This is a genomic window from Paenibacillus glycanilyticus (genome assembly GCF_051200795.1).
Classification (GTDB): domain Bacteria; phylum Bacillota; class Bacilli; order Paenibacillales; family Paenibacillaceae; genus Pristimantibacillus; species Pristimantibacillus glycanilyticus.
The window spans coordinates 5,664,466-5,689,279 of sequence record NZ_CP195155.1 but is presented as its reverse complement, the minus strand read 5'-3'; the positions used below and the strand labels follow the sequence as shown (position 1 = coordinate 5,689,279).

Annotated in this window: 20 protein-coding genes; 14 read left to right on the top strand and 6 right to left on the bottom strand. The window is 50.0% G+C overall.

The window, feature by feature from the left end; translation table 11 throughout:
* Positions 1-26: 26 nt before the first annotated feature.
* Both map and ACR9FF_RS25555 read right to left on the bottom strand, forming a co-directional pair.
* Positions 27-773: a type I methionyl aminopeptidase gene (map, locus tag ACR9FF_RS25560; protein WP_435166206.1), complete on the bottom strand. Its 747-nt coding sequence runs from the start codon at positions 771-773 to the stop codon at positions 27-29.
* A gap of 7 nt (positions 774-780) precedes the next feature.
* Complete coding sequence (locus ACR9FF_RS25555) at positions 781-1,365, bottom strand: TetR/AcrR family transcriptional regulator (RefSeq protein WP_435166203.1); 585 nt, start codon at positions 1,363-1,365, stop codon at positions 781-783.
* 300 nt (positions 1,366-1,665) lie between these two features.
* On the opposite strand from ACR9FF_RS25555, the gene ACR9FF_RS25550 reads away from it, so the two are divergent.
* From ACR9FF_RS25550 to ACR9FF_RS25530, 5 genes are all read left to right on the top strand, one after another.
* A complete protein-coding gene (locus ACR9FF_RS25550) occupies positions 1,666-2,382 on the top strand; it encodes a DUF6199 family natural product biosynthesis protein (protein ID WP_435166200.1) in 717 nt (238 codons plus the stop codon).
* Positions 2,383-2,647: 265 nt separating this feature from the next.
* Positions 2,648-3,379: a hypothetical protein gene (locus ACR9FF_RS25545; protein WP_435166197.1), complete on the top strand. Its 732-nt coding sequence runs from the start codon at positions 2,648-2,650 to the stop codon at positions 3,377-3,379.
* 12 nt (positions 3,380-3,391) lie between these two features.
* On the top strand, positions 3,392-5,080 hold the full coding sequence (locus ACR9FF_RS25540; RefSeq protein ID WP_435166194.1) for a VWA domain-containing protein: 1,689 nt from the start codon (positions 3,392-3,394) through the stop codon (positions 5,078-5,080).
* A gap of 21 nt (positions 5,081-5,101) precedes the next feature.
* The gene (locus ACR9FF_RS25535) at positions 5,102-6,241 is read left to right on the top strand and encodes a toxic anion resistance protein (protein WP_435166191.1); all 1,140 of its coding nucleotides are present in this window, start codon (positions 5,102-5,104) and stop codon (positions 6,239-6,241) included.
* Positions 6,242-6,335: 94 nt separating this feature from the next.
* Positions 6,336-6,875 carry an RDD family protein gene (locus ACR9FF_RS25530; RefSeq protein WP_435166188.1) on the top strand — a complete coding sequence of 180 codons (540 nt, stop codon included), beginning with the start codon at positions 6,336-6,338 and terminating at the stop codon, positions 6,873-6,875.
* On the opposite strand, the gene ACR9FF_RS25525 is transcribed toward ACR9FF_RS25530, so the two are convergent.
* Entirely contained in the window at positions 6,876-7,766 is an 891-nt protein-coding gene (locus ACR9FF_RS25525) for a YihY/virulence factor BrkB family protein (protein WP_435166185.1), read from the bottom strand.
* 116 nt (positions 7,767-7,882) lie between these two features.
* Between ACR9FF_RS25525 and ACR9FF_RS25520 the strand changes: the two genes are divergently transcribed.
* Positions 7,883-8,338 carry a DinB family protein gene (locus tag ACR9FF_RS25520; protein ID WP_435166182.1) on the top strand — a complete coding sequence of 152 codons (456 nt, stop codon included), beginning with the start codon at positions 7,883-7,885 and terminating at the stop codon, positions 8,336-8,338.
* 4 nt (positions 8,339-8,342) lie between these two features.
* Here ACR9FF_RS25520 and ACR9FF_RS25515 read toward each other — a convergent pair whose 3' ends face one another.
* Positions 8,343-8,729 carry a hypothetical protein gene (locus ACR9FF_RS25515; protein WP_435166179.1) on the bottom strand — a complete coding sequence of 129 codons (387 nt, stop codon included), beginning with the start codon at positions 8,727-8,729 and terminating at the stop codon, positions 8,343-8,345.
* A 344-nt stretch (positions 8,730-9,073) separates the two neighbouring features.
* On the opposite strand from ACR9FF_RS25515, the gene ACR9FF_RS25510 reads away from it, so the two are divergent.
* The 4 genes from ACR9FF_RS25510 to ACR9FF_RS25495 all read left to right on the top strand — a co-directional run bounded on the left by ACR9FF_RS25510 (position 9,074) and on the right by ACR9FF_RS25495 (position 13,939).
* Complete coding sequence (locus tag ACR9FF_RS25510; protein ID WP_435166176.1) at positions 9,074-9,328, top strand: DUF896 domain-containing protein; 255 nt, start codon at positions 9,074-9,076, stop codon at positions 9,326-9,328.
* Positions 9,329-9,348: 20 nt separating this feature from the next.
* Positions 9,349-9,747, top strand: coding sequence for a DoxX family protein (locus ACR9FF_RS25505; protein WP_435166173.1), 399 nt, complete (start codon positions 9,349-9,351; stop codon positions 9,745-9,747).
* Positions 9,748-9,816: 69 nt separating this feature from the next.
* Complete coding sequence (locus tag ACR9FF_RS25500; protein ID WP_435166170.1) at positions 9,817-10,845, top strand: LacI family DNA-binding transcriptional regulator; 1,029 nt, start codon at positions 9,817-9,819, stop codon at positions 10,843-10,845.
* A 157-nt stretch (positions 10,846-11,002) separates the two neighbouring features.
* Positions 11,003-13,939 carry a DUF4832 domain-containing protein gene (locus ACR9FF_RS25495; protein ID WP_435166167.1) on the top strand — a complete coding sequence of 979 codons (2,937 nt, stop codon included), beginning with the start codon at positions 11,003-11,005 and terminating at the stop codon, positions 13,937-13,939.
* Between the two features lie 48 nt (positions 13,940-13,987).
* Here the strand turns inward: ACR9FF_RS25495 and ACR9FF_RS25490 are convergent, their stop codons facing one another.
* Positions 13,988-15,289 (bottom strand): Gfo/Idh/MocA family protein, encoded by a 1,302-nt coding sequence (locus ACR9FF_RS25490; RefSeq protein WP_435166164.1) that lies wholly within the window; start codon positions 15,287-15,289, stop codon positions 13,988-13,990.
* Between the two features lie 29 nt (positions 15,290-15,318).
* Complete coding sequence (locus ACR9FF_RS25485; protein WP_435166161.1) at positions 15,319-16,854, bottom strand: glycoside hydrolase family 31 protein; 1,536 nt, start codon at positions 16,852-16,854, stop codon at positions 15,319-15,321.
* Between the two features lie 242 nt (positions 16,855-17,096).
* On the opposite strand from ACR9FF_RS25485, the gene ACR9FF_RS25480 reads away from it, so the two are divergent.
* From ACR9FF_RS25480 to ACR9FF_RS25465, 4 genes are all read left to right on the top strand, one after another.
* Entirely contained in the window at positions 17,097-18,431 is a 1,335-nt protein-coding gene (locus ACR9FF_RS25480) for an ABC transporter substrate-binding protein (RefSeq protein ID WP_435166158.1), read from the top strand.
* Positions 18,432-18,516: 85 nt separating this feature from the next.
* Entirely contained in the window at positions 18,517-19,386 is an 870-nt protein-coding gene (locus ACR9FF_RS25475) for a carbohydrate ABC transporter permease (RefSeq protein ID WP_435166155.1), read from the top strand.
* Between the two features lie 20 nt (positions 19,387-19,406).
* Positions 19,407-20,237 carry a carbohydrate ABC transporter permease gene (locus tag ACR9FF_RS25470; RefSeq protein ID WP_435166152.1) on the top strand — a complete coding sequence of 277 codons (831 nt, stop codon included), beginning with the start codon at positions 19,407-19,409 and terminating at the stop codon, positions 20,235-20,237.
* 121 nt (positions 20,238-20,358) lie between these two features.
* Positions 20,359-24,783 carry an S-layer homology domain-containing protein gene (locus ACR9FF_RS25465; protein ID WP_435166149.1) on the top strand — a complete coding sequence of 1,475 codons (4,425 nt, stop codon included), beginning with the start codon at positions 20,359-20,361 and terminating at the stop codon, positions 24,781-24,783.
* Positions 24,784-24,814: the final 31 nt, after the last annotated feature.

Below are 24,814 nucleotides of genomic sequence, written 5' to 3'. Positions count from 1 at the left end.
GCGTAAATCGCGGCTTTTTTTGTTTTCTATTGCGCAGTCAAAATTTGCGGACCTTCGGCCGTAATGGCAATAGTATGCTCATATTGAGCGGCTAGCTTATGATCCAACGTTCGAGCGGTCCATCCGTCGGAATCGATTGTCATCAAGTAGGTGCCTTCGGTGATCATGGGCTCAATCGTGAACACCATGCCTTCCTTGATACGGGGGCCTTTTCCGGGCTTGCCGACATGCATATAAGTTGGCTCCTCGTGCAGGTTACGGCCGATACCATGGGCGAGTAGGTCGCGCACGACGCCGAAACCGTGTGACTCCGCATGCCGCTGAATCACGCTCGTCACGTCGCCGAGCCGATTGCCTGGCAGCGCCTGCTCGATGCCCAGGTCAAGGCATTCCTTCGTGACACGCATCAGCTTCTCGGCTGTCGGGGAGATCTGTCCGACCGCATAACTCCAGGCCGAATCGCCGAGCCAGCCATCGAGCTCAGCGACCGTGTCGATCGTGACAATATCGCCTTCCTCAAGCGGTTTATTGCTAGGGAAGCCATGCGCGATCACATCGTTCGCGGAGGCACAGGTCGCGTACGGATAGCCTTTATAGCCTTTTTGGTAGGGCCTTGCGCCGTGCTTCCGCATAATTTCCTCGAATATGCGCTCAATCTCGTTGGTGGTAATACCCGGTTTGATAAGCGGGGCAATTGTACGATGGCACTCAGCCACCACTTGGCATGCCTTGCGGATAGACTCGATTTCATGCATGCTTTTTAAAATGACCATGTTCGTATCAGGACTCCTTCGTAATAGCTTGCATAGCGAGTAGGGCGATTCGATCAACGTCCAGGTCGGAATTGCCCGAATAGTAGTGCATCCCGCAGCAACCGACCAGCACGGCGAGCATATGGTCAACGCTGTCGTCTTCGCATTGGGCGATTGATTGGAGTGGAACGTACAGCCGTTCCATAAAATTTCTTTTGGCGTGCTGCCGATCTTTTTCAGGCAAGCCAGCATAATGTTCCGACGCCATTTTATAGACGAGATAGGCGCGGGCGTCCGACTGCCACAGCCGAAGCAGTGCTATGCAATACGCCAATAACTGGCGGTCATCCCGGGAGCTGCCGCTGTTGTTTTTCCACTCTGCTGTTACTTGCTCGCATCGCTCGAAGCCGCTTTCTAACACATCTTCTATTAACAAATGCCGGTTGGGATAATAATGGTATACGGTGCCGTAACCAAGCCCCGCCTCGCGGGCGACGTCCCGAATATCAAAGCTGCCGCCCGTGCGGAAGTAGGAGCGAGCGGCGACGTCCAGAATCTGTTCTCTGCGCTGTAAACGTATCTGCTCATTTTGTTCTTTGGTACGGGGACACATGACGTGTTATCCTCCTTATTTAGACCTGCATATTTGTCGATATAAAAATAGTAACGCATGAAGCGGCGAAATGCAATTGTTGTCCGGAGTGTTGCGGTAATAAGCCGTTCATTTAAGTAGCCTTGAGTCTGAACCATATCGTGCCTGGGTTTTTCTTATATTCTCCAGTATTGAGATTCTGCTAGAGAGCAGGACAGTGCAACAAAAGCGGAAAATGAAGCGTATATAAATATTGCATTTTATTGATATATATGGATTATTGAATTGCTGTTAAGCTCGTCCAAGGAAAGGGGACCTTAAATGAACCCGGTTATGCAGCCCAAAGGGTTTCGCTTAAAAGCCTGCTTCACAATCATTGGCATAATTGCCGCAAGCGCAGCCATCGCCTTGTTCGCCAGATGGTATTTTTTCGAGAATGTCCTAAAAGTGGATGGAATCGCATATAAAACAACCAGTAATGAAGCAAATTTCATCACCTACAAGTCCTCCTATGGTCCAGACATTAAAGTTGTCATTAAGGACCCTGTCCGGGAGGTATATATCGAAGAGGAAATATTTAGAGTGATTAGATCGCAAGGGCCTGAATCGACCGAATATAAGGTGGAATATGCCGATGGGCACTATTACACAATCGTGGACCAGGATGGTTCTTTAATGACTTATGATGAACGCGGAGAGCCTTCGATAATGATAGCCGCCTATGAAGGCAATAAAAGAATTTTGGGGGAGAACGATGAACGTTATTGGCCCTCTTGGATTATGTTGGCCGCCTATCCGGAGTATCAGCCGGAACGGGGAAACCTCATTGCTTTTATTGGAGCGCTCGTGTTGATGGTATACGGCTGGTGCCTCTTTAAGTATGAGTGGTTTCAGAATTTCTTGTTCCTGATTTCCCTTAAGTGGATATGGACGAATAGCCAAGAGCCCAGCGATTTTTATTACTTTTCGTCAAAAGCAGGGGGAATTGTCGTAATCGTACTTGCTATGTCACTGCTTATCAAATCATTGTCGTATTAAGGATTTCCAAACCACCCGCCGAGGTGGTTTTTCTGCATAGCAGGTTCTATTTTCCAGCGCCTATTTGCGATTTTTCTTGAAAACGGAAACGTGAGCTGCCTCACGCGCGTATATGCCCGATAATGCCTGCTTTTGTCAGTATTTAAAACGATGTACGGTTTTTCTAGGAATTAATCTCTTAGCCATAAAATTCTAGCACCAAGATTTAACAGTGTTGTACAATGATAGTGAGACGAGATTTTGGCAAAGGGGTGCTCGATTAAGCGTGACCAGATACATAAAACTGCTTGGTTTGACACTTGGTGTCGTAGCGTTGAATATTGTCGTTTTCTCCCGCGGATTTATTGGAATCGAGATTGGCGGCAACGCGCTCTCCTCGGCAATCGGCGTGACTTTTCTCGTCGCCAGCGCCATCACGCTGACCTATGGGTGTTATTCCTTCCTATTTAAAGCCAAGGCAGCTCTGCCGGTGAAGGAGATGAAGACGCATGACGATTATATCGAGGCATTATCTCGCTTCCGGCGCATTAAGGTTTTAGAAGAGGATATCGGCTTGGCTTTACGTCAGCTGGAACGCATGCAGAAGAAAAGAAACACGCTGCTCGAGGTCTTGAAACAGCGATTCGATCCCTCGGAACTAAGCTATAAGAAGTTTTCCTCCGTCATCTACGAGGTGGAGAAGCTGTTCTATCTGAACGTCAGGAGCATTCTCAATCGGCTGCATACGTTCGACGCATCGGAATTCGAAAGCGTTTCGGGGCGGAAGCCGTCGCCATTATCGCCGGAGCTATTGCAAGCCAGAAAAAACGTGTACGGCGAATATCTTTCCTTCACTAAGCAATCGCTCGGCACTAACGAGGAAATCTTGTTAAAGCTGGATCAGCTCATGCTGGAGATCTCCCGCTTGGATAGCCTGGAGCCGGGCGACATCGACAGCATGCCTTGCATGCAGGAAATCGACACATTGATCAAACAAACCCAATACTACAAGAATTAAGAGGTGACCTGGATGCAAAGAAAAGGTAATTTCTTGTTAATCTCCGTTGTTCTTCTGGTGGTCGTCTTCGGACTTGTTTACGCCGGGGTAACCTTGACCTCCAATCTGGGCAAATCGAAGGCGGAGGTGACGGCCGAGAATGCCGGGGATCGATTAAACAAGCTGTACAAAAAGATCTCCCCGGCCGTTGAAACGCCCGTGAAGGGCCAGATCGACCTGGACCCCGTCGATGTCGCCGCGACCTTGCCCGACATCGGAAAGTTTCCCATCACGGTGAACAACACGAACGACAATTTCGTCGAGATTTTCTCCTCCACGGAAAAGTCGGGAACGGGCGTGGACGGATGGCTGACGGACGTAGCGACCGAGTTTAACAAGGCGAATATAACCGTGAACGGAAGGCCCGTGTCGGTCAAGATTCGCAATATCGCCTCGGGCACGGCAGCGGACTATATCAAATCCGGCAAATACGTCCCCGATGCGTTTACTCCTTCGAATGAGCTATGGGGCGAAATGGTTCAGGCAAGCGGGGTTAAAACGCAGCTCGTGACCAAGCGTTTAGTCGGCAATGTTCCCGGAATCGTCATTGCCAAAGCGAAGTACGACGCCATGATCGACAAGTACGGCTCCGTCAATATCCAATCCGTAACGGAAGCTATCGCTAATAACGAGCTCTCCATGGGCTATACCGATCCTTTTGCAAGCTCCACGGGCTTGAATTTTCTGGTAACGGCACTTCATACCTTCGATAATACCAATTTGTTGAGCGATAAAGCTGTGCAGGAGTTTGAAAAGTTCCAGTCCAATGTGCCGTTTATCGCCTCCACGACCATTCAGATGCGCGATGCGGCCAAATCGGGCGCCTTGGACGGATTCGTCCTTGAATACCAGACCTTCGTTAACGCCGCGGACTTGAAAAGCGGGTACGTATTTACGCCGTTTGGGTTCAGGCACGATAGTCCGCTCTACGCATTAGGCGATCTGCCGCAGGAGAAGCTGGATATTCTCAAGAAATTCGCCGAGTTCGTTACGCAAGACAAATACATGAAGTCCGCGCAGGAAAAAGGATTTAACGGTCTTGAAACCTACAAATCGGAGCTTGCTCCCGTGGATGGCGACCTGCTTATATCCGCGCAAAAGGTATGGAAAGAGAAGAAAAACAGCAGTAAGCCGATTACGGCGGTATTCGTCACCGACGTTTCCGGAAGCATGGACGGCGAGCCGCTTAATCGTTTGAAAGAGTCGCTCTTGAAGGGGCAGAAATACCTGGGCAGGGACAACAGCATCGGTCTCGTCTCGTATTCGGACGGCGTTACCATCAAGCTGCCGATCGCGAAGTACGACACGAATCAGCAGTCCTTATTCGTCGGAGCGGTGGAAAGTCTGCAGTCCGCCGGCGGTACGGCTACCTTCGACGGAATCGTTGTAGCGCTGAAGCTGCTCGAGGATCAATTGGCCATCGATCCCAACACCAAGCCTGTCATCTTCGTCCTTAGCGACGGCGAGACGAACCAGGGCTATACGCTGCAGGACATCAAGGGATTAATCGAGACGTATAAGATCCCGATCTACACGATCGGCTACAACGCCAATATTCAAGCGCTGCAAAATATCTCCAGCATTAACGAAGCGGCCAGCATTAACGCGGATACGGACGATGTCGTGTACAAGATCGGCAATCTATTCAATGTGCAAATGTAACCAATTCGAGGGGGGATTTCAATGGCATTTTCGATGAACGTATCTAGTCCGGAGGAGCTGAAGGCCGAGATCGAGCCTACCATACAGCCATTGCCGGAGGAAGAGGCGAAGCTGAAGGAAGAAGCGGATTCCAACGTTAAAATGATTATGACGATGGATGTCGAGTCGCTGGAGCAGCGCAAAGAGATTCTTCAATCGATCGACACCTATGGGCTGAACACCATGAAACGCTCTTCCGACAAAAACACCCTGCTGCAGGTCTCGGTCGGCAATCTTGCGAAATCCGGCGATGAGGGCGGCCCGGTTGCGAAGGGGTTAGCTGAATTGCATACGCAGCTGAAGGATCTGGATCCAAGCATGATCGACTTTGCCAAGAAAGGATTTCTCGGCAAGCTATTTAATCCGCTACGGGCGTACTTCCTCAAGTTCGAGAAGGCCGACGAGGTGATTGCCGATATCGTGGTGTCGCTGGATAAAGGCGGTGCCGTGCTCAGAAACGATAATACGACGCTCGAGCTCGAACAGCATGAAATCCGAAAGCTGACCAAAACGCTCAAGAAGGAAATTCAGCTTGGGATGCTCATGGACCAATCCATCGAAGCCCAGATCGAAGCGGCCAAAAGCCGCAGCGAAGACCCCGAGAAGATTCGGTTCATTACCGAGGAAATCCTGTTCCCGATGCGCCAGCGTGTCATGGATTTGCAGCAAATGCTGGTCGTTAATCAGCAAGGGATGTTGGCATACGAGGTCGTTATCCGTAATAATAAGGAGCTCATTCGCGGCGTGGACCGGGCGAAGACCGTTACGATTTCGGCTTTGAAAATAGCCGTTACGGTGGCGAGCGCCTTGTACAATCAAGGTATCGTTCTCAAGAAAATCGAATTGTTGAATCAGACCACGACGAACCTTATCGCCGGCACGTCCCGGATGCTGAAGGAGCAAGGCGTTGCCATTCAACAGCAAGCCATTGAAGCTACGGTCTCGGTCGATACGTTGAAACAAGCGTTTGCGGATGTACTGTCCGCGTTTGATTCGATCAGCTCGTACAAACAGCAGGCACTTCCGAAAATGAGGGAAACCATCAACCAGTTCAGGACATTGGCCGACGATGGCGAGAAGCATATTTTGCGGCTAGAGAAGGGTAATGCTTTGGGGCTGTAAAGAAGCATTCCAGCAGAAAAGCGACCGTAACGGGTCGCTTTTCTGCATGCTCCTAAGCAGCTTAGTTCCCGATCAGCTCAAGAGGAGTAACGTTGTGAATAAACGGGCAAATGCAATAAACGTATCTATAGGCACCCGTATCATCGCATTTTTGTGGGATTACGTGATCATTGCGGGCTATATCGTCTTTCTGATCGGCGTATCTTATCTCATACGCCCTTTATTGATTCCGCTGTTTACGACAGATCCGATATTGGCGGAGGTCACTGGTTTTCTGTTCATTACCCTGCCTGTATATCTTTATTTTGCTTTATGCGAAGGATCTGTATCCCATGCGACATGGGGGAAAAGAAAAATGGGGATTGTGGTGACTGGCATTTATGGCCATTCAATCGGACTCGGTTCCTCGCTTTTTCGTTCCGCCCTGAAATTCGTCCCTTGGGAGCTTGCTCATTTTACCATCTGGCATATGGTCATTCCTTCTAATTATTCCAATTCATTCTATTATTCTTTATTGGGAACGGTCTACGGTCTGGCACTCCTATACTTGATAAGTCCACTATGGAGCAAAAATAAACAAACTCTATATGACTATATTTCGGGTACCGTTATCAGATATAAGGATAAGGATTAACTACAGCTTAATCGAATGAGTTTTTTGCTTGCCGCGGCCGTTCGCCAGCGTTTTACTGACAGAAGGCTTGGCTTGCCCGCTTTCAAGCGTAGCGTTGACCTCTCCGCCCAGAATAATAATATTGGAGCTGATGTAGAGCCAGATCAGCAGGATGATAATGCCGCCAATGCTTCCGTACGTTTTGGAATAGTTGCCAAAGTTATTGATATAGAACTGGAACAGCAAGGAGGATGCAATCCAGCCAAAGGTCGCAAACAGAGCTCCCGGAAGGGCAGCTTTGAAAGGAACTTTGCGGTTGGGTACAATCCAGTAGAGCAACGAGAAAACAACAATCATGAACGAAATGGGAAAGACGTATTTCAATGTGCCCCAGATGAGTCCGAAGCCTACCGGGGAATTGAACCAATCGAATAGAAAATTACCGATAACCTCTCCGAAAATAACCAAAACAATCGCGAGCAAAATGGCCAGGGCCAACACAACCGTTGCCGCAAGCGAGATCGCTCTCACTTTCCAGAACGGGCGGTTTTCCTCGACATCATAAGCTTTATTGACACCTTTAATGACCGCGTTAACGCCATTGGACGCTGACCAGAGCGTAGCGATCATACCGATTGATAGCAGCGTGCCTCTGCTGTCCTTCGTTACCTCTTGCAGAATCGTTTGAATCGCTTCACCCGTTTGCTGCGGAAGCAGGCGTATAAGCTCAGCGACGACACTGTCTCCGGACAACCGGACAAAGCTCATTAAGCTCACCACAAAGATTAGAAACGGAAAAAAGGATAGAATAAAGTAATATGTAAGCTGTGCTCCTAGAGCAGGAACATCGTCATCGCGAAAACGGCTGTACAAATTTTTGAAAAACGGAAGAATCGCAAACACTCGTTTCATTGCTCTCACCCCTCTTATTTAGAAGGTAAACAAGAGAGGCCTAATGTTAAACAGGATTTGAGAAAACGAATACAGGAGAGTCGAGTAATTGACGAGACGAAGAGGAGGAAAACGAAATGAAGACGATTAGACGCATGATGGACCACCTGTACTGGGCGGACGGGCGAATTTTGGACGCGCTCGAGGAGAGTGAAACGAAGAACAAGGATCTACTGAAGCTGGTTCGGCACGTCGCTGTTGCGGAGCAAGTCTGGCTGTCCCGATTGCAGGGCAGGGGCAGCGTGCAATATTCATTGTGGGAGGAAGCGGAAGACCTGACGGCGATCCGGACGATGTTCGAAGAAAACGCCGAGCAATATCGTGTTTATATCGAAGGGCTGGAGGAATCGGAGCTGGACGAAATGATTGATTATGCGAATCAGAGCGGTGTTCCGTTCCGAACATCCGTCCGCGATATTCTGCTGCAGGTCCTCTTACACGGGCAATATCACCGGGGACAGATCAACCGGGCACTTCGAACCGAATCGGCAGAGCCTGTCCAAGTCGATTACATCACGTTTGCGAGGCTATAACTTGCTATTCTTTCCGCTCTAATCTTGCCACTTCATCATCATGTAGAGCTGCTCGACGCTTCAAGAGCTCATAGGTCTCGCTCCATTCGTCCGGGTATCTTGTCCGTTGAATGCGCTTATGCAACTCGCCTAGAGCATGCTCTACATCCTTTCTAAATTGTTTCCATACCGTCAGAGCTTTTTGATAGCCACCGTTATCGGTAGCATTCACTACGTCATAACAGAGTTTGTCTTTTTTGGAGATCTCCATGCTGATTTCATCAACTTTAAAAAGAATTTCCTTTTTGAGTTTGGCGTCATACTCCATAGTCGCGATCATTTCGGCCATGATAGAAATGATAGTGGTATTTTGAGATAAGTGATTTATACGTTCAGCGAGTTGGGTCGTCATCGGTTTTTCCCTCCTAGCAACGGGGATAAATGAATAAGGTACGATACCATTCCGGCTTTATACCATACTATTCGTTAGAAGGGGATTTTTTCAGTCACAAAGAGAAAGGTCCGGAAGGTTAAGCGAAGAAACAAATTTTATTTTGCCTGTTGACAGCAATACGAATTTGTATTATCTTTAATTAAAGATATTTAATTTAAAGATAACAGCCAAATCAAATGTATAGCACAATGCAAGGGGAATGAAGGAGTGAGCAGAAAATGGGTAATCATTTACGTCCTATATCTTTAAGTCAAGATAATTAAATTAAAGATAAAATTGATTAAGCAAAGGAGCCTACGATTATGATTGCTATTCTGGGACGCATTAACGAATTGAGCAGAAAACAGCATGCTGAAGGACTTAACGAGCAGGAGAAAAAAGAACAGGCAGAGCTTCGCAAGGAGTATATTCAGCAGATTCGAGGTCAAGTTCACGATATGCTGTTGGGTGTCTCGATCATCGATGACAATGGGTATGACGTAACTCCGAAGAAGCTGGCTGCCGACAAAGCGATTTTGCTAAGAGATGAACGCCAGACGGATTCACTTATTAATTAAAATTGGGGAGATGAATGAAAATGATGGATATGGGACTTCTTATTATTCGGGTAGTGGTAGGTTTGTTGTTTGTTGGGCATGGTGCACAGAAATTGTTTGGCTTGTTCGGTGGATACGGTCCGAAAGGGACGGGAGGCTGGATGGAATCGGTTGGCATTCGTCCTGGCGTTGTTATGGCGGTCTTTGCGGGAATGTTGGAATTGCTGGGCGGCGCACTGTTCACCGCTGGACTGTTCACGGTAGCGGCAGGAGTAATGATTGTGCTCACCATGGCAGGCGCTATAGTGAAAGTGCATCTGCCTAACGGCTTGTGGTCAACGGCAAACGGGTATGAATATCCGCTGGTACTCGCGGCAGTAGCGATCGGCGTAGCGCTGACCGGAGCAGGAGCTTATTCGCTGGATGCCTTGTTGTTCTAAAGGTACGATTGACTGGATGAGATAACAACCGCTATAATTTTCTTATTATGCAAAAAAGTTTCTTAGGAAATGGAGGGAGCTCGCATCAAGCTAAAAGAAATCGCAAAAAAAGCAAATGTTTCGATTAGTACGGTATCCAGAATCATCAACAACCAGGGCAATTTCAGCGAGGAGACTCGCAAAAAAGTTTTGGATATTGCCAATGAGCATTTAAAGCCGGGGATTGCTCCCTCCAACCAGGTTGGAATATCTTATAATATCGTCGTTATCGTACCGGGCAACAATGACTTTTTCGATAACGATCCGTCTACCTCCGCCGACTTGAATCACTTAAAGGATGAGTTTGAAGCATACGGACATCAGGTTCATATCGTGAAGCATTATTCGGACTCGCAGTCGTCTCCGGCCTATAAGCTTTTGGGCGAGGAGAAAGTGGACGCTGCCATCCTATTCGACCCGGTTGAGGGCGATAAGATGTATGAGGAATTGAATAGACTCGGGATCCCTTATGTGTTTACGAACGGAAGAACCTACAATACGGGGCAAAACTATATTGACTACGACAACCGAAAAGGCGCTTACGGGGTGATTCGTTATTTGCACGGATTAGGCCATCGGAGAATCGGAATGATTGCGGGACCCCGCAATCATCTCGTCAATTTGAACCGGCTGGACGGATGCAAAGACGCATTCCGCGATTTGGGGATGCCATGGACCGACGCCAATGTTGCAATGGGCGCGTTTGATCCCTCGCACGGTTATGAAGCCGTGAAGCAATTGATGCGGGAACAGCCGTCTATCACCGCGATTTTCGCGTTTAACGACATTATTGCGTACGGGGCCATGAAGGCTTTGGCCGAAATGAACCTCCGTATTCCGAAAGACGTTTCCTTGGTTGGCTTTGATGATCTGAAGCTGTCGGAGTTCATGGTTCCGCCGTTAACGACCGTAAGAAGGTTTAGATACGATATCAGCTCCGTCATCGTAAAAGTGCTGACCGAATTGATAACAAGCAAGAACATTTCCGAAGTTTACATTAGCCTTAAGACCGAAATGATTGAGCGGGAATCCTGCTCGAAAGCGGCAGGCAAAGCGTAATAAACGGATGCGAATAGCCGTCCTCCGATCGCCGGATCGGAGGACGGCTATTTTTGTTTTTAGATTGACGAGGTAAACGCTGGTAGAATATACTAAGAGCGCAAATAAGTTGCGCAAATTATTTGCGTAAATTTCATCACTATGGGAGGGATGATTGATGAGAAGGATAGGTTCCAGGGCAATTTTGAAAGCGTTTACCGTTTTGCTGTCGTTTGTGTTATTGACAGGAGGTTCGTTTGCCTTTCCGTTTCCGGATAAGGCGTCAGCAGCCGTTGGCGCAATCACGGTTAATTTGACGGAAACGCAAGAGGCGTTCAAAAACCCCTTAATGGGATTTCGGCCAACCCGCTTTTTGAATGACACGAGTTTCTCGAATCATGAATACGGCACTGTGTTTAAGCACTACATCAAATACACCGATTTGGAGAATGCGGCGTCAGACTCCGTTCAGAAGATCAAGGATTGGAGCAATACAGCTTGGGCGGGGATCGAAAGTCAGAACAAAAAGGTTATTCCTCGCGTAGTCATCGTATACCCGAACACCGGAGAATATTGGCCGGAAGGCGTTCCTCACGGGGACGTGGCTACGCAATGGACAACGGACACCTTGAAAAACCGTCTGACCGCCTTCATCCAGAAGCTTGGCCAAGCTTGGGATAACGATCCGAGAGTAGCCTACATCGAGCTGGGGCTATGGGGGAATTGGGGAGAGCATCATATTTATCCGGATAAGCTTGCGGACGGGACCGACCGGATTCCGCTCGCCTTCCAGACCGCATTAGGCAACGCGGCTTCGCAGGCGTTTCAGAACAAGAAGGTGCAAGTGCGCTATCCCGATACCTTCCAAAATTTTAACTTCGGATTTCTGTGGGATTCGTTTGCCTTAATCGATGACCTGTCGGGAGGCGAAGGCATTGCGACGAGAAATGTCTGGAGAACGCAGGTTAACGGCGGGGAGGTTGCTTACGATTGGGGGCAGAAAAATATTCAGCCGGGTGATTCCCCGAACGATACGTTAAGCGATCCGAACCATCGGAACTACGTGATCGACTGGATCAAAAAAACGCATACCACCAGTCTGGGCTGGATTGATCTGTACGATGCGAACAATTCCGCCGTCTCGCAAGGGGCTGCGCTGATGCAGAAGGAATTCGGCTATCGGTTCGTCATCAACCAGGCTACATACTCAGGCAGCGTGCAGCCCGGCGGCTCCATGAATGTGTCCTTCTCGGTCGTGAACAAAGGCTCCGCGCCGTTCTATTATAACTGGCCGGTGGAAGCGAGCTTGCTGAGAAGCGACCGCACGGTTGCATGGAAGGGTATTTTCAGCGGCACGGATATACGGAACTGGATGCCGGGCGATGATTGGAATGCCGCGACGCGTCAATACAATCAAGCGCCAGCCGTTCAACAGGTTTCCGGTGCCTTTACGATTCCGTCCAATATGGCGGCGGGAACCTACACCCTGGCGCTGACCATTCTGGATCCGGCCGGCTATAAGCCTAGCGCCAGATTCGCGAACTCGAACTATTATACGGGCGGAAGAACACCGCTTGGCAAAGTGGGAATTGGCATGGATCCCGCTGATCAGAACATCGGACCTTTCGATCAGCTGAAGCCGGATAACACGCTTTCGTACAGCTTGAGCCAGACGCCTTATGATGGCGGTTATAGCGGCGGAGGAAGCGCGGATACTCAAGCGCCAAGCGTTCCGGGGAATTTGACGGTCAGCGGCACAACCTCGGGCAGCGTCAGCTTGTCGTGGTCGGCTTCAACCGACAACGTAGGCGTGACCGGTTATGACGTTTATCGCGGAGGAGTAATGGTAGGGTCTGCGACAGGCACCTCCTTCACCGATACCGGATTAAGTCCAAGTACGAGCTACGTCTACACCGTCAAAGCCAAGGATGGAGCCGGGAACGTATCCGGCGCTAGCGGCTCCGTAACCGCGACCACCAGCCCTTCCGGAGGTGGAGGCACTTTGACCGCTTATGAAGCGGAGGCTTCAGCGAATACGCGGACCGGAGCGGCGGTCATTTCCGCGTGCAGCGCCTGCTCGGGAGGCTCGAAAGTAGGGTATGTCGGAAATAATGACGGTACGCTGCAATTTAACGGGGTCAGCGCATCTGCAGCGGGAACGTATACGGTGACCGTGTCTTACCTCAGCGGAGAAGCCCGCTCCGCGCAAATACGGGTTAACGGAGGATCGCCGGTTACGCTGAGCATGCCTAGCACGGGTAGCTGGACGGCCATTGGCACCGTTCAGACGCAAGTACAGCTGAATGCAGGCAATAACACGATTCATTTCTCCAACCCGACAGGCTGGGCGCCTGACTTTGACCGTATTCAGATTAATGCCGGCGGCAGCAACGGTGATACGCAGGCGCCAACTTCGCCAACCAACGTAAGCGTATCGGGCAAAACCTCAAGCAGCGTCAGCTTGGCATGGAGCGCCTCGACGGACAATGTCGGCGTATCGCAGTATGTCATTTACAGAAATGGGAATCAAGCAGGCACATCAACCGCGACCAGCTTTACGGACAGCGGGTTAAATGCCAATACGGCATACGCGTATACGGTCAAAGCAAAGGATGCGGCGGGCAATTTATCGGCAGCCAGCGCGGCGGTTAATGTAACGACCAATGCCGGAAGCGGCGGAGCCACTGCCTTGCTGGTCGATAATTTCGACAATTCGCCTAGCTGGCCGGGAAGCAATGATCTCGGCAAATGGGCGGGCGCAAACAGCTTCGCCAACAATGCGGGCGTTATTGATTCGGGGGCTCTGAAGCTGGAGTATAACAACAACGGATGGTTAGGCACGGATATTAACCAGGACGTAGGAAGCTACACCAAGCTGGTCATTCGCATCAAAGGCGCAAGCGGCGGGGAACAAAACCATATGCAGCTCACGATTGGCGGAGTGACCAAGACATTGGGTGATTTCAGCGGGGATACGGTTACGGCTAGCTACAAGGATATTGCTATTAATTTGGCATCGAACGGAGTAGACCGCAGCAGCCCCGGACAATTGACAATGACCTTCTGGCACGGAGGCAATAGTACGGTCTGGATAGACGAGATTCGTTTCGAGTAAAAAATAAGGCTGGCCCGCGGTTGCGCAGGCCAGCCTTTTCGTTTTTTTTTATACCGCGGTATCGCTTGGCATAGTTCCGGTTGTATTTGACGCAAAAGATTGACGGAAGAGCTTCATGTCGACGAGTGCGCCGCCATTCAGCCTTGAATTCTCGGCAGCAAAAGCCATTAAGTGGCTCTCCAACGAGGCTTGCGCGGAGGTCAAGGTATCGATGTACCTTTCATGCCGGAGATCGGACACGAATTGCCGCATGATCCCGTCGTCGCCGCCTTGATGACCGCTCTGGCTCCTAGGGATTTGAATAACCGACAACGTGCCGGAGGAGAAATCGAACAGCTCGATACGGCCGTTTAACAGATCGCCGCGAATTTCCCCTTTGGTCCCCATGATTTGAACGATGCGGTTAATATCCCGCGTAAATCCGCTCATGCTGAACATAACCGTAACGCCATTCTCGAATTCCATGTTTACCGTCTGATGATCGACGACATTATTATCCGTTCTGTAAACGCATTTGCCGTAAGGACCTTCCAGGATCGCCTTCATTCTGTTCGTTTCGGTAGGGGGATCCGCGATAAGAGCCGCAAAATGATTCGCTTTCGTGTCCTGCATGTAGAATCGCAATGCGGAATAAGGGCAGGTCGATTCTACCGCGCAGCCATCCGTGCAGCGTTCGGTCGACCCTTCGGGTGCATTCTCAACCCGGAAGTGGCTTAACGAACCGAAGGAGCTGACCTTCGCGCAGTCGGCATCCACAAGCCAGCGAATGAGATCCATGTCATGACAGGATTTGGCCAAGATCATTGGACTGGAGAGCGTATCGTTACGCCAGTTGCCCCGCACAAAGCTATGAGCGTAATGGAGGTAACCGACATTTTCGTTATGTTGAATGGACATGACGTTTCCGATGGAGCCGTCTTGAATAAGCTGCTTCATTTTTTGCCAGAAAGGGGTATATCTCGAAACGTGGCAGATCGAGAGCAGGCGTCCCTCTTCGCGGGCCACGGCCTCCATGGCTACGCATTCGCTTGGACTGTTCGACATCGGCTTCTCCAGCAGGACATGATACCCTTTGCGGAGAGCGGCTATCGTAGGCTCGTAATGCATCTGGTCTTGCGTGCAGATCAGAAGCGCATCGCAAAGCTTGGGCTTGCCCAGCAATTCTTCCCATGTTGAATAGAGCTGATCCGCAGTTAGGTTTAGCGCTTCCGCAAATCTCGTTCTTCTCTCTTGGCTTGGTTCCGCGACTGCGACGACCTCAATCTCGCTCGGAAATCTTTGAACATAAGGCATATAGGACAAGAAACCTCGCGCACCTGCTCCTATAACGGCTAGTTTGATTTTTTTCATGTAAAGATCATCCTCCTCGAAGCAACGATTTAGATTTTTCGATACCACGGCAATCGGGATAGCGGTGCCTGAACTTCTAGCTGGATAGGGCCCTCTACTACACTTTCGTCATCGCCGAGCCATCGACCTTCCGGAAATTGGATCATTCTAGCAAGTTGTCCCTTAATTAATACCGGGGCTACCAGAATAGAGTCGCCAACCATGAATTGATCCTGGATTGCATGGTAGCCTTGATTCGGAAAAACGAATTCCAAGCTCCGCAGGATCGGCAGTCCATCCGCGGCAGCCTGATTCGCAAGCTCGAGGAGAGCGGGGCCAAGCTTTGTCCGGAGCTGCACCGCATCCATGCACCAGGATAATTCTTCGCCGCTCAGAACCCGCCAAGGAGCCATGGAGAACTGCATAACGGGGAATAAAGCCGAGCACTGAACAAAACGGATAAAAAGTTCGGAATCGAATCGGAAATGAGGCGAGTTGATATCGCCATCCATTCCTCCGCCAATCATATCGGGACAATTATAGGCATATCCCATGAGGCCTTGAGCAATCGCATTGGAAATGAGTCCCCCGAGCCCTGTCGCATCCCACGTGTGCGTCTTATCGCGCTGCCGCTGAATAAGCGCTTGGCCTCCAAGCTTCCAGCACATCCGCAGCTCGCTAAGCCCGTATCCGATTCCCAATCGCGCGTAAGCCTCGCAATCTTCCATCGGGTGAATAGGACGCGACCATTCGACGTCCCGGGAAACGTCATTCAGCAGGCCGGGCAGTATAGGTTCGCCCGCGTCCAGCTTGAAGCCGTCAACTCCGTAATCCTCGATCAGCCTGTCCAGCTGCCGCTTGAACCATGCGGAGCCTTTCTCTCGGGTATAATCCACGACCCCGCTGTACCCGTTCCACCATCTTCTTAAGACAGGCGTGCCGTCCGCATGCTTCATCAACAGATCTTGGCTCATTAATTGCCGGAAGGTGATGCTGTCCGGACTCACGTACGGGCATACCCACAGCATGACCTTAAACCCTAATTCATGCAGGGCCTGAATCATTCGGGCTGGATCAGGGAAACGATGCTTCTCGAAATCCCAGGTTCCGTAATCCTGCATCCAATTATCGTCAATGATCAGGACGCCTGGGGGAAAGCCGTTCTCGATAATAGATTTCGCGTATTGAATAAGCTTCTCTTGCGTCGGCTCATAGAACATTTCTACCCAAGTGCAGTATTGCGGCGCCGTAAAGGCCATTTCGTCCGGCGTAACGCCGGAAGGGGGGAAATGGTTGACGCAGGCATGCCGGTAAGCGCCTTGAAGGGTGAAATGACCTTCTTCAATCGTAATCTTCTGCGAGTGATCGATCGTCAAGGTACTCTCGTTAAAGGAGAAGGAAAAAGGCTCTTCGGACCAAATATATCTTCCTCGATTAGACAGCAATAAGGGGGAAGCTTGATTGTCGTCGGTCAAACGCAAGTCGCGCGAATGCGGCTGATCGCCAAACGGCATAAGATGACCCTCATTGATAACGCCTCCCCACCAGAATTCTCCGGGCTCCCGTTGCAGTGCAGTGATTGTCATAGTAGACACTCCCAATTTGTTTTATGAAATAATTTGCGCAATTATTTACTGATATTATGGAGGAATCTATATTTGAATGCAAACCTTTTTTCATCTTAACAATAAGGCATTCAATCTTAAAAATGAGGCATTTAAAGCGTTTGTAGAGATCGATTAAACTAAATGTGTAAGAGGCAAGGGTGATGCTGATGATAGAGTTTACGCAAAATTTTTGCCTAAACAATTTATTAGGGGGATATCAAATGGTGAAAAGAAACAAATTTTCATTCATGCTCGTGCTTGTCCTGATGGTTCTTTCCTTAATTACCGCTGCATGCAGCAACAGCTCGAACAACGCGCCAACGAGCAAACCGGACGACAGCAAGAACGGCAATGCCGGTGAGGCAACGGATGCACCTAAAAAGAACGTAACGCTTACCTATGCCATCTGGGATAAAATTCAGCAGCCGGCTATGGAAGCGATCGCAAAAGAATTTACGGCGCAAAACCCAAATATCAAGGTTAAGGTCGAAGTTATCCCATGGGCCGATTATTGGACAAAAATGTCTGCTGCCGCTCCTGCGGGGACGCTACCGGACGTGTTCTGGATGCACGGAGGTCAATTCGCAACTTACGCCTCCGGTAAATTCCTTGAGCCAATCACAAGCAAAGTAGCAGCCGGGGAAATCGACCTCAATAATTACGCGGCGAATCTTGCTTCCATTTATACGCTGAACGGCGAGAACTATGGCATCCCTAAAGATTTCGATACCATCGGTCTGGCTTACAACAAAGAGCTGTTCGATCAAGCGGGCATCCCTTATCCGGACGACACTTGGACTTACGCCAAGCTGGCCGAGGTTGCCAAGCAGCTGAGCCAGCCTGACAAGGGCATTTACGGCTTTGGAGCCAAGATGGATACGCAAACCGGCTATTGGAACGATATGCTGGCTAACGGCGGCAAAATCATTTCCGATGATATGAGCAAATCGGGATACGACGATCCGGCTTCTATCGAAGCTTTGCAAGCCCGCTATCAAATGACCGTTGACGGCGCTTCTCCAACTCATCAGCAAATGACGGATATGGAAGCAACCGAGATGTTCAAATCCGGCAAGTTAGCGATGATCTTCGACGGTTCCTGGCGGATCAGCGATATCGACAGCAGCGACATTATCAAGGGGAAATGGGATTGGGCGAAACTGCCTATGGGCAAAGTGAAAAGAGCCAATATCATTAACGGCCTTGGCAACGTGATGTCCGCAAGCGGCAAAAACAAAGACGAGGCTTGGCTGTTCCTCAAGTTCCTGGGCTCGCAAAAAGCAGCGGAAATTACGGCGCAGATGGGTGCGGCTATTCCGGCGTACAACGGCACGCAGGAGGCATGGCTGACTTCGAGACCGTATCTGAATCTGAAAGTATTCACGGAGCAAGTAGCCGACGCAACTCCGTATCCAAGCGGTTCGATGTCGTATCCGGTATGGTTCGCGAAAGAGCCTGAGATTATGTCGCAGGCATGGGGCGGAGCCATCTCGGTAGAAGAAGGCGCCAAGAAGGTTGCTGAGATGATGAATCAAGCCATCGCGGATACAAAGTAATGAAGAAAGTATCGTTAAACTAAAGCGGAATTCGGGAGACGTTCCTGCTGTCAGGAACGTCTCCGATGAATAGGGAGTGGTGAAATTGAATTCCAGAAGCAGGTATGTGTGGGCTTATTTCATGATCGCGCCGACTCTCATAGGCACATTGGTTTTCTGGGGTTGGCCGGTTATCCAATCGATCCTGTTAGGCTTCCAGCATTCGGAAAATTTCGGGACCGTCAATCATTGGGTTGGATTCGATAACTATGCAAAGTTATTCCGCGATAAAGAGTTTTGGCAAAATCTGCGCAACACTTTGCTTTATGTAGCGATGTTTGTACCCCTTACGCTTGTGCTCTCAACCTTGTTTGCCGTACTGCTGAATACGAAGATCAAAGGGGTTTCCCTTTATCGCGTCATATTTTTCCTGCCTCAAGTGACTATGCCTGCCGCGGCAGCGATGGTGTGGGTTGTCTTGTTCGCTAAAGATTTCGGCCTCATCAACCATCTATTGGGGACGCATATTGCATGGCTGTCCAATGGCAATTATGCCATGCTAGTGCTGGTTATCGTAGGCGTATGGGGGGCAATCGGCATGAATATGCTGCTTGTTCTCGCAGGCTTGCAAGGGATACCGAAATCGCTGTATGAAGCAGCGGATATCGACGGCGCCAAGCGATTCAACAAGTTTCGGTATATTACCATTCCGATGCTCACGCCAACTCTATTTTTCACCAGCATCATTCTATTAATTGGAGCTACGCAGATTTTCGACTCGATCTATCTGATTATCGGGAAGACGAATGTCGCGCTTCCGTCGGTTCGCTCTCTTGTGTATGCCTATTATCAGAACAGCTTCATATATAATGACCGCAATTACGGCGCTGCCATTATCAATATTTTGCTGGTGATCAACCTTGCGCTGACAGGCATTCAATTCGCATTCCAGAAAAAATGGGTCGTCTACGACTGAGAAAGGGGGAAGACGCAACTATGATCAGCTCATCGGCGAGGAAGGCTCACCTCGTTGTTCACATCATTCTTATTATCAGCGCTATCGCTATGCTTGTTCCGTTTGTATGGATGGTGCTGACTTCGCTGAAGACAACGACGGAAGCCACGCAGATTCCGATCCGTTATTTACCGGATGCCCCCAGCTTAAGAGGATATATAGAGGCGATTAAGCAATCGGAGTTCCCGCATTATTACCTGAACACGGTTATATCGGCGGTCATGAAAACCGTGTTTCCCGTTATCTTTAGTTCCATGGCGGCTTATGCTTTTGCCCGGATCCGTTTTCCGGGAAGCTCGATTCTGTTTATCTTGATTCTCTCGGTCATGATGGTGCCGAATCCCGTGTTCTACACGCCGCAATATATGATGATGAGTGAACTTGGACTTGTCAACACCGTTACCGCTTTGTGGATTGCTTCCTTAATCAGCCCGTTTGCCACTTTCCTTCTAAGGCAATTTTTCATGAGCATATCGAAGGAGCTGGAGGAAGCGTCGGTTCTGGATGGCTGCAATCCGTTCCAAATTTATTGGCATATCATGCTTCCTTTAGTCCGGTCCGCTTTGGTAGCCATCGTTATTATTCAATTACAGTGGGCTTGGAACGAGCTGCAATGGCCGCTTATTATCAACAGCTCTCCGGAGAAGATGACCTTGTCATCGGGCATAGCGACGTTAGTGTCCATGTTCGGAACGGATTATCCGGTGCTAATGGCAGGCGCTTTTATGGCGGTCGTTCCCATGATTATTCTCTTCTTTATCTTCCAAAAACAATTTATTGAAGGGATCGCCTTCAGTGCTACAAAAGGATAATGGGTATCCGGACTTCTGCGAGTCCGGATAAAACCTGTTTCAGCTTGAATGACGGACAAAAGGGACAACATTTAAAGCTTATTATTGATAGCGCTTTCAAATAGTGAAGAGGAGGATTTCGATGAAACTGTTATCCGTGCACGATATTGGAAGGACATCACTTAAAGCGATGCTCATTGTCGCCTTGTTATTGAGCACGCTTTTTGGTAATGCCGCGAGCAGGGTAAGCGCGGATCCGGAGCAACCGGCAATCGTATCAACCGCCGGTTCCGACATACCGGGGCTTATCGAGGATTTCGAATCCTATGCGGATGATGCCGCCCTTGGGCAGGCATGGACCGAGGCATGGTCCGACAAACCGGGCTCCGTTACTAGAGAGCTTGGTGAGTCAAGCGGAAGCAAAGGCCTTCAGCTATCGACCGCAATCACGGATTCGGAGTGGTCGAATATGATCCATTCCATCCCTTCAGGCAAGAGGGATTGGTCCAAGTATGACGGAATAAGCTTTTGGGTGGACAATACAACAAGCGACAATAAGGATTTCAGCTTAAATGTCGCGCTTCAGACGCCTGCGGCCAAAGGCGAGTTCGGATTAAAGGAAGGCGGGCATGCCTTAACGATTGCGGCGGATGGAAGCTTGCAGCCGGCGGCGTTTAATGGAGCGTCGCTTAACGTTCCCGCAGGCTTCAAGGGTATTGTGAAGCTCGCTTGGGATCAATTCGTTCAATCCGCATGGCAATGCGACGGCGTTCAGGCAGACTGCGCAGCGGTGCTTGATCCAAGCGAAGTAACGGGACTTCAGTTCGGATACCCGCCTGCAGGTTATCCGCATAACGTCATCACGATTGATGACGTTATGCTCTATCGGGCGGATAAAATGTTGGACGATTTCGAATCGTACGCGGACGATGCTGCCTTGCAGAACATCTGGCGGATCGACTGGGAATCCGGAGAACCGTCTACCCTTCGTACGATCGATCACTTGAATGTCTCGAACGGCAATCAAGCGATGAAGTTTTCCGTATCCCCTCCTCCGGGCAAAACGGCATCCGATTGGGTAAACATTAAACGCGTTGCCTTTAACGGGACGGATTCGGATTGGTCCGCTTTTGACGGGCTCACCTTCTGGGCCAATAACCAATCGCCAACGAATAAAAATATGGATCTGAATATCTCGCTTGTTACGGATGCGCCAAAAGGCGAATTCTCCTTGAAAGAAGGAGGAACCGTACAATTGTATCAGGGTGCCGAAGGCTGGAAAACAACCACACTTGGCGGGGGATCCCTATCCATTGCCGCAGGCTACAAGGGAATGGTGAGAATTCCTTGGAGCGCGTTCGCCCAGTCCGCATGGCAAGGCTGCGATGCGTGCGACGCGAAGTTTGATGCGAGCAAGGTTTTGCAAATTCAATTCGGCTTTGGCCCGAAAAATCAAGCCGACAATGTTCTCAGTATTGACCAAATTGCCCTCTATGCGTTAGCTGGCAGAACCGGCGGATCAGGAGGAGGATCAACAACCGAGCCTGTTGACCACCCGGCTCCTCCAGCTTGGGCAACAGCAGCCGGAACGGAGGCGCTTACGTATCGGAGTGCGCCGGTAGACAATCCACTTAAGGGTTTCCTTCCTTTCTACGATGCTTCGGAGGAGTCTTATTTCACCGAAGGCGATGATTGGAGAGACCAGCCAACGCAGCTGCCTTACAGCTTGGAGTTCTTCTACCTGCCGCTTAATAAGCTGATGAACAACCGGAATGATTTTAATTGGACGGAGCTGGACAAACGGCTTGAAGCCGTTGCAGCCAGAGGCAATCAGGCCGTATTCAGGGTTTATCTGGACTATCCGAACAAGCCGTCCGGAATCCCGCAATTCCTTCTGGACGAAGGGCTGCAGACTTACGCCTATTCGGAATACAACAACGGTAAGGATGCAACAAGTCTAGCGCCTGATTATAACGATGAACATTTATTGGGCGCCTTGGACAATTTCATTGGGGCGCTTGGAGCCCGTTATGACGGCGATCCGCGTATCGGCTTCCTGACCATTGGATTGATCGGCTTCTGGGGCGAATGGCATACGTACCCTTACGACGGAAATATCAAATCGCCGAATTTAATGCCGACAGACGCCAACCTGAAGCGGGTTCTTACCGATATGGACAACGCGTTTAACGAAACGCAGCTTGTCTTAAGATATCCGATGGACAACAGCACGCTCAAGACCAAAAGCTTCGATGTCGGCTATCATGACGATTCCTTTGCTTTCCAGACCCTCCCGCCAAGTCTCGGAGGCCAAGGCTGGCATTTCTGGGGCAAAGTCAAAGACGCCGGAGTGACGGATTTCTGGAAAACGAACAGCATGGGCGGAGAGATGAGACCGGAAATTCAATTGAAGATGTGGAACAATGATCCGCCGGTATACAATGAACCGTCGGCGCCAATCGAGGGGGCGCAAGGCGAAGATTATTACACCAGCCTGAACTTGACCCATGCTTCCTGGCTGATTACGCAAGGGGTATTCCAAACGCCGCTGGAGTCTGAACCGCTGGCAAGAGCTGTCGAAGGATCGCGCAGATTGGGTTATGAATATTACGTGCCTTCTGCCTATCTGGATGCTGCGGATGGAAATCTGAAGGTCGGCGTAGAGGTTGAAAACAGAGGGGTAGCGCCATTCTACTATAACTGGAAGGTAGAGCTTGCTGCCAGATCCGAAAGCGGCATCGTGAAGGTATGGGAACCCGGTTGGGACTTGAAAGACCTGCTTCCGAATACAAACGGATTCGACAACAATAAGCTGTTCGAATCGACGAGCAATCCGGCTTTAAGCAACGGAAGCTATCAAATCCTGATGCGTTACGTGAATCCGTTAGAGGAGATTAACGCAGACGCCAAGAAGTTCCGCTTCGCTAACGAGGAGCAGAATAGTGACGGATGGCTGGAGCTAGGCAGCGTAGACGTAACGGATAGTACGGCCGAGGCTCCGGTCAGAGTGACCGGCTTGACGGCGAATACGACAAGCCAGCTTCAATTGTCTCCCGGTTCCAGCGCACAGATTAATGTCGCAGTTGTGCCGGCGGAAGCGGGCAACAAAAGAGTAGTATGGTCGTCGTCGAACGGTAAAGCTGCCTATGTATCCGCTGCTGGCCTGGTCAAGGCTGTCGGAATCGGCAGCACCGTCATTACGGCTAAATCCACCGACGGCAACCTGGAGAAGCAATTCGCGGTGACGGTTGCGTCCAATGATTCCAGCTCGAACCCGTCCTCCGGCGGAACAACCTCGCAGCTAGGGCCGGATTTAACGGATAAAGGCATCAAGCTGGGGCAAAATGCGGTAACTATTGTCCGGTCAACGGACGGCGTAACCGTAGCGGCCATTGACGCGAAGAAGCTCCAAGACGCCTTCCAGGCACTTCGCGGCAAGCCATCCGGCGTCAATCCCAATTCCGTTATTATCGAGTTGAAAAACAACGGCGGAAGCGTGAAGGTGAATATTCCTTCGTCTGCCTTAGTGGATGCTGGGAAGGATCTATCGGATGCGTCCATCCTTATCCTGACGGATTTCGGAAGCTATAAGGTTCCCGTCGAAGCTTTAGGCTTGGCCGATATAGCGCAAAAGCTTGGCACAACTCCGGAGAATTTGACCCTAAGTGTAGTTATCGATAAAGTTGCCGGCAGCACGGCCGATGTATTGGCTGAACAAGCAAGCAAGGAAGGGTTAACCTTGCTAGCTCCTGCCCTGGACTACAAAATCTATGCCCAGGCAAACGGACAATCGATTGAGATAACCGGCTTCGGCAGCACCTACCTCGAGAGAACGGTTATTGTGCCTGGGGCCGTTAATCAAGCGAACGCGACTGCGCTTCTATTTAACCCGGATACAAGGACGTTTGCTTTTGTTCCATCCGTCCTCCAAGTTAACGGGGGCAGCACGGAAGTTGTCATCAAACGCAACGGGAACAGCATTTACGCGGTGGTTTCGGATTCGGGCAGCAGAACGTTCGCTGATCTTCAGGGACACTGGGCCAAGCCGGAAATCGAATTGCTGGCTTCGAAACGAATCGTAAACGGTACTGCGCCTGAACTCTTCTCGCCGGACAAACCGATTACCCGCGCGGAGTTTACGGCCTTGCTTGTTCGTTCCCTTGGGCTTAGCTCTCCGGCTGCGGGAGCCGATTTTAGCGACGTAGCACAAGGAGACTGGTTCGCGGATGCGGTCGCAGCGGCCGTTGATGCGGGGATTGTTAACGGTTATGCGGATGAGTCCTTTAAACCGAATGAACGAATCACCCGCGAACAAATCGCGGTTATGACAGCCAGAGCTCTTAGCTATTTGAACAAGCCGGTCCAAGCGAACGGCAATGCTCTTGAAAACTATAAGGATCAAGCTTCCATTAGTCCTTGGGCTAAAGCTTCGATAGCCGAATTACTCACTGCTCGAATCATAAAAGGGAAGTCCATGACGACCATAGATCCGGCAGCGAATGCAACCCGTGCGGAAGCCGCCGTTATGATCAAACGGTTTATGCAATTCGTCCAATTTATCAATTAAAAAGCAGATGAATACGGGAGCACATGGCGTT

What these genes read in the sequence shown, in the direction of transcription:
- ACR9FF_RS25520 (WP_435166182.1), top strand. Translation starts at nt 7,883, where the DNA reads ATGAAGACGATTAGACGCATGATGGACCACCTGTACTGGGCGGACGGG.
- ACR9FF_RS25470 (WP_435166152.1), top strand. Translation starts at nt 19,407, where the DNA reads ATGATCAGCTCATCGGCGAGGAAGGCTCACCTCGTTGTTCACATCATT.
- ACR9FF_RS25500 (WP_435166170.1), top strand. Translation starts at nt 9,817, where the DNA reads ATGGAGGGAGCTCGCATCAAGCTAAAAGAAATCGCAAAAAAAGCAAAT.
- ACR9FF_RS25550 (WP_435166200.1), top strand. Translation starts at nt 1,666, where the DNA reads ATGAACCCGGTTATGCAGCCCAAAGGGTTTCGCTTAAAAGCCTGCTTC.
- ACR9FF_RS25505 (WP_435166173.1), top strand. Translation starts at nt 9,349, where the DNA reads ATGATGGATATGGGACTTCTTATTATTCGGGTAGTGGTAGGTTTGTTG.
- ACR9FF_RS25525 (WP_435166185.1), bottom strand. Translation starts at nt 7,766, where the DNA reads ATGAAACGAGTGTTTGCGATTCTTCCGTTTTTCAAAAATTTGTACAGC.
- ACR9FF_RS25480 (WP_435166158.1), top strand. Translation starts at nt 17,097, where the DNA reads ATGGTGAAAAGAAACAAATTTTCATTCATGCTCGTGCTTGTCCTGATG.
- ACR9FF_RS25485 (WP_435166161.1), bottom strand. Translation starts at nt 16,854, where the DNA reads ATGACAATCACTGCACTGCAACGGGAGCCCGGAGAATTCTGGTGGGGA.
- ACR9FF_RS25535 (WP_435166191.1), top strand. Translation starts at nt 5,102, where the DNA reads ATGGCATTTTCGATGAACGTATCTAGTCCGGAGGAGCTGAAGGCCGAG.
- ACR9FF_RS25540 (WP_435166194.1), top strand. Translation starts at nt 3,392, where the DNA reads ATGCAAAGAAAAGGTAATTTCTTGTTAATCTCCGTTGTTCTTCTGGTG.
- ACR9FF_RS25510 (WP_435166176.1), top strand. Translation starts at nt 9,074, where the DNA reads ATGATTGCTATTCTGGGACGCATTAACGAATTGAGCAGAAAACAGCAT.
- ACR9FF_RS25490 (WP_435166164.1), bottom strand. Translation starts at nt 15,289, where the DNA reads ATGAAAAAAATCAAACTAGCCGTTATAGGAGCAGGTGCGCGAGGTTTC.
- map (WP_435166206.1), bottom strand. Translation starts at nt 773, where the DNA reads ATGGTCATTTTAAAAAGCATGCATGAAATCGAGTCTATCCGCAAGGCA.
- ACR9FF_RS25515 (WP_435166179.1), bottom strand. Translation starts at nt 8,729, where the DNA reads ATGACGACCCAACTCGCTGAACGTATAAATCACTTATCTCAAAATACC.
- ACR9FF_RS25555 (WP_435166203.1), bottom strand. Translation starts at nt 1,365, where the DNA reads ATGTGTCCCCGTACCAAAGAACAAAATGAGCAGATACGTTTACAGCGC.
- ACR9FF_RS25465 (WP_435166149.1), top strand. Translation starts at nt 20,359, where the DNA reads ATGAAACTGTTATCCGTGCACGATATTGGAAGGACATCACTTAAAGCG.
- ACR9FF_RS25495 (WP_435166167.1), top strand. Translation starts at nt 11,003, where the DNA reads ATGAGAAGGATAGGTTCCAGGGCAATTTTGAAAGCGTTTACCGTTTTG.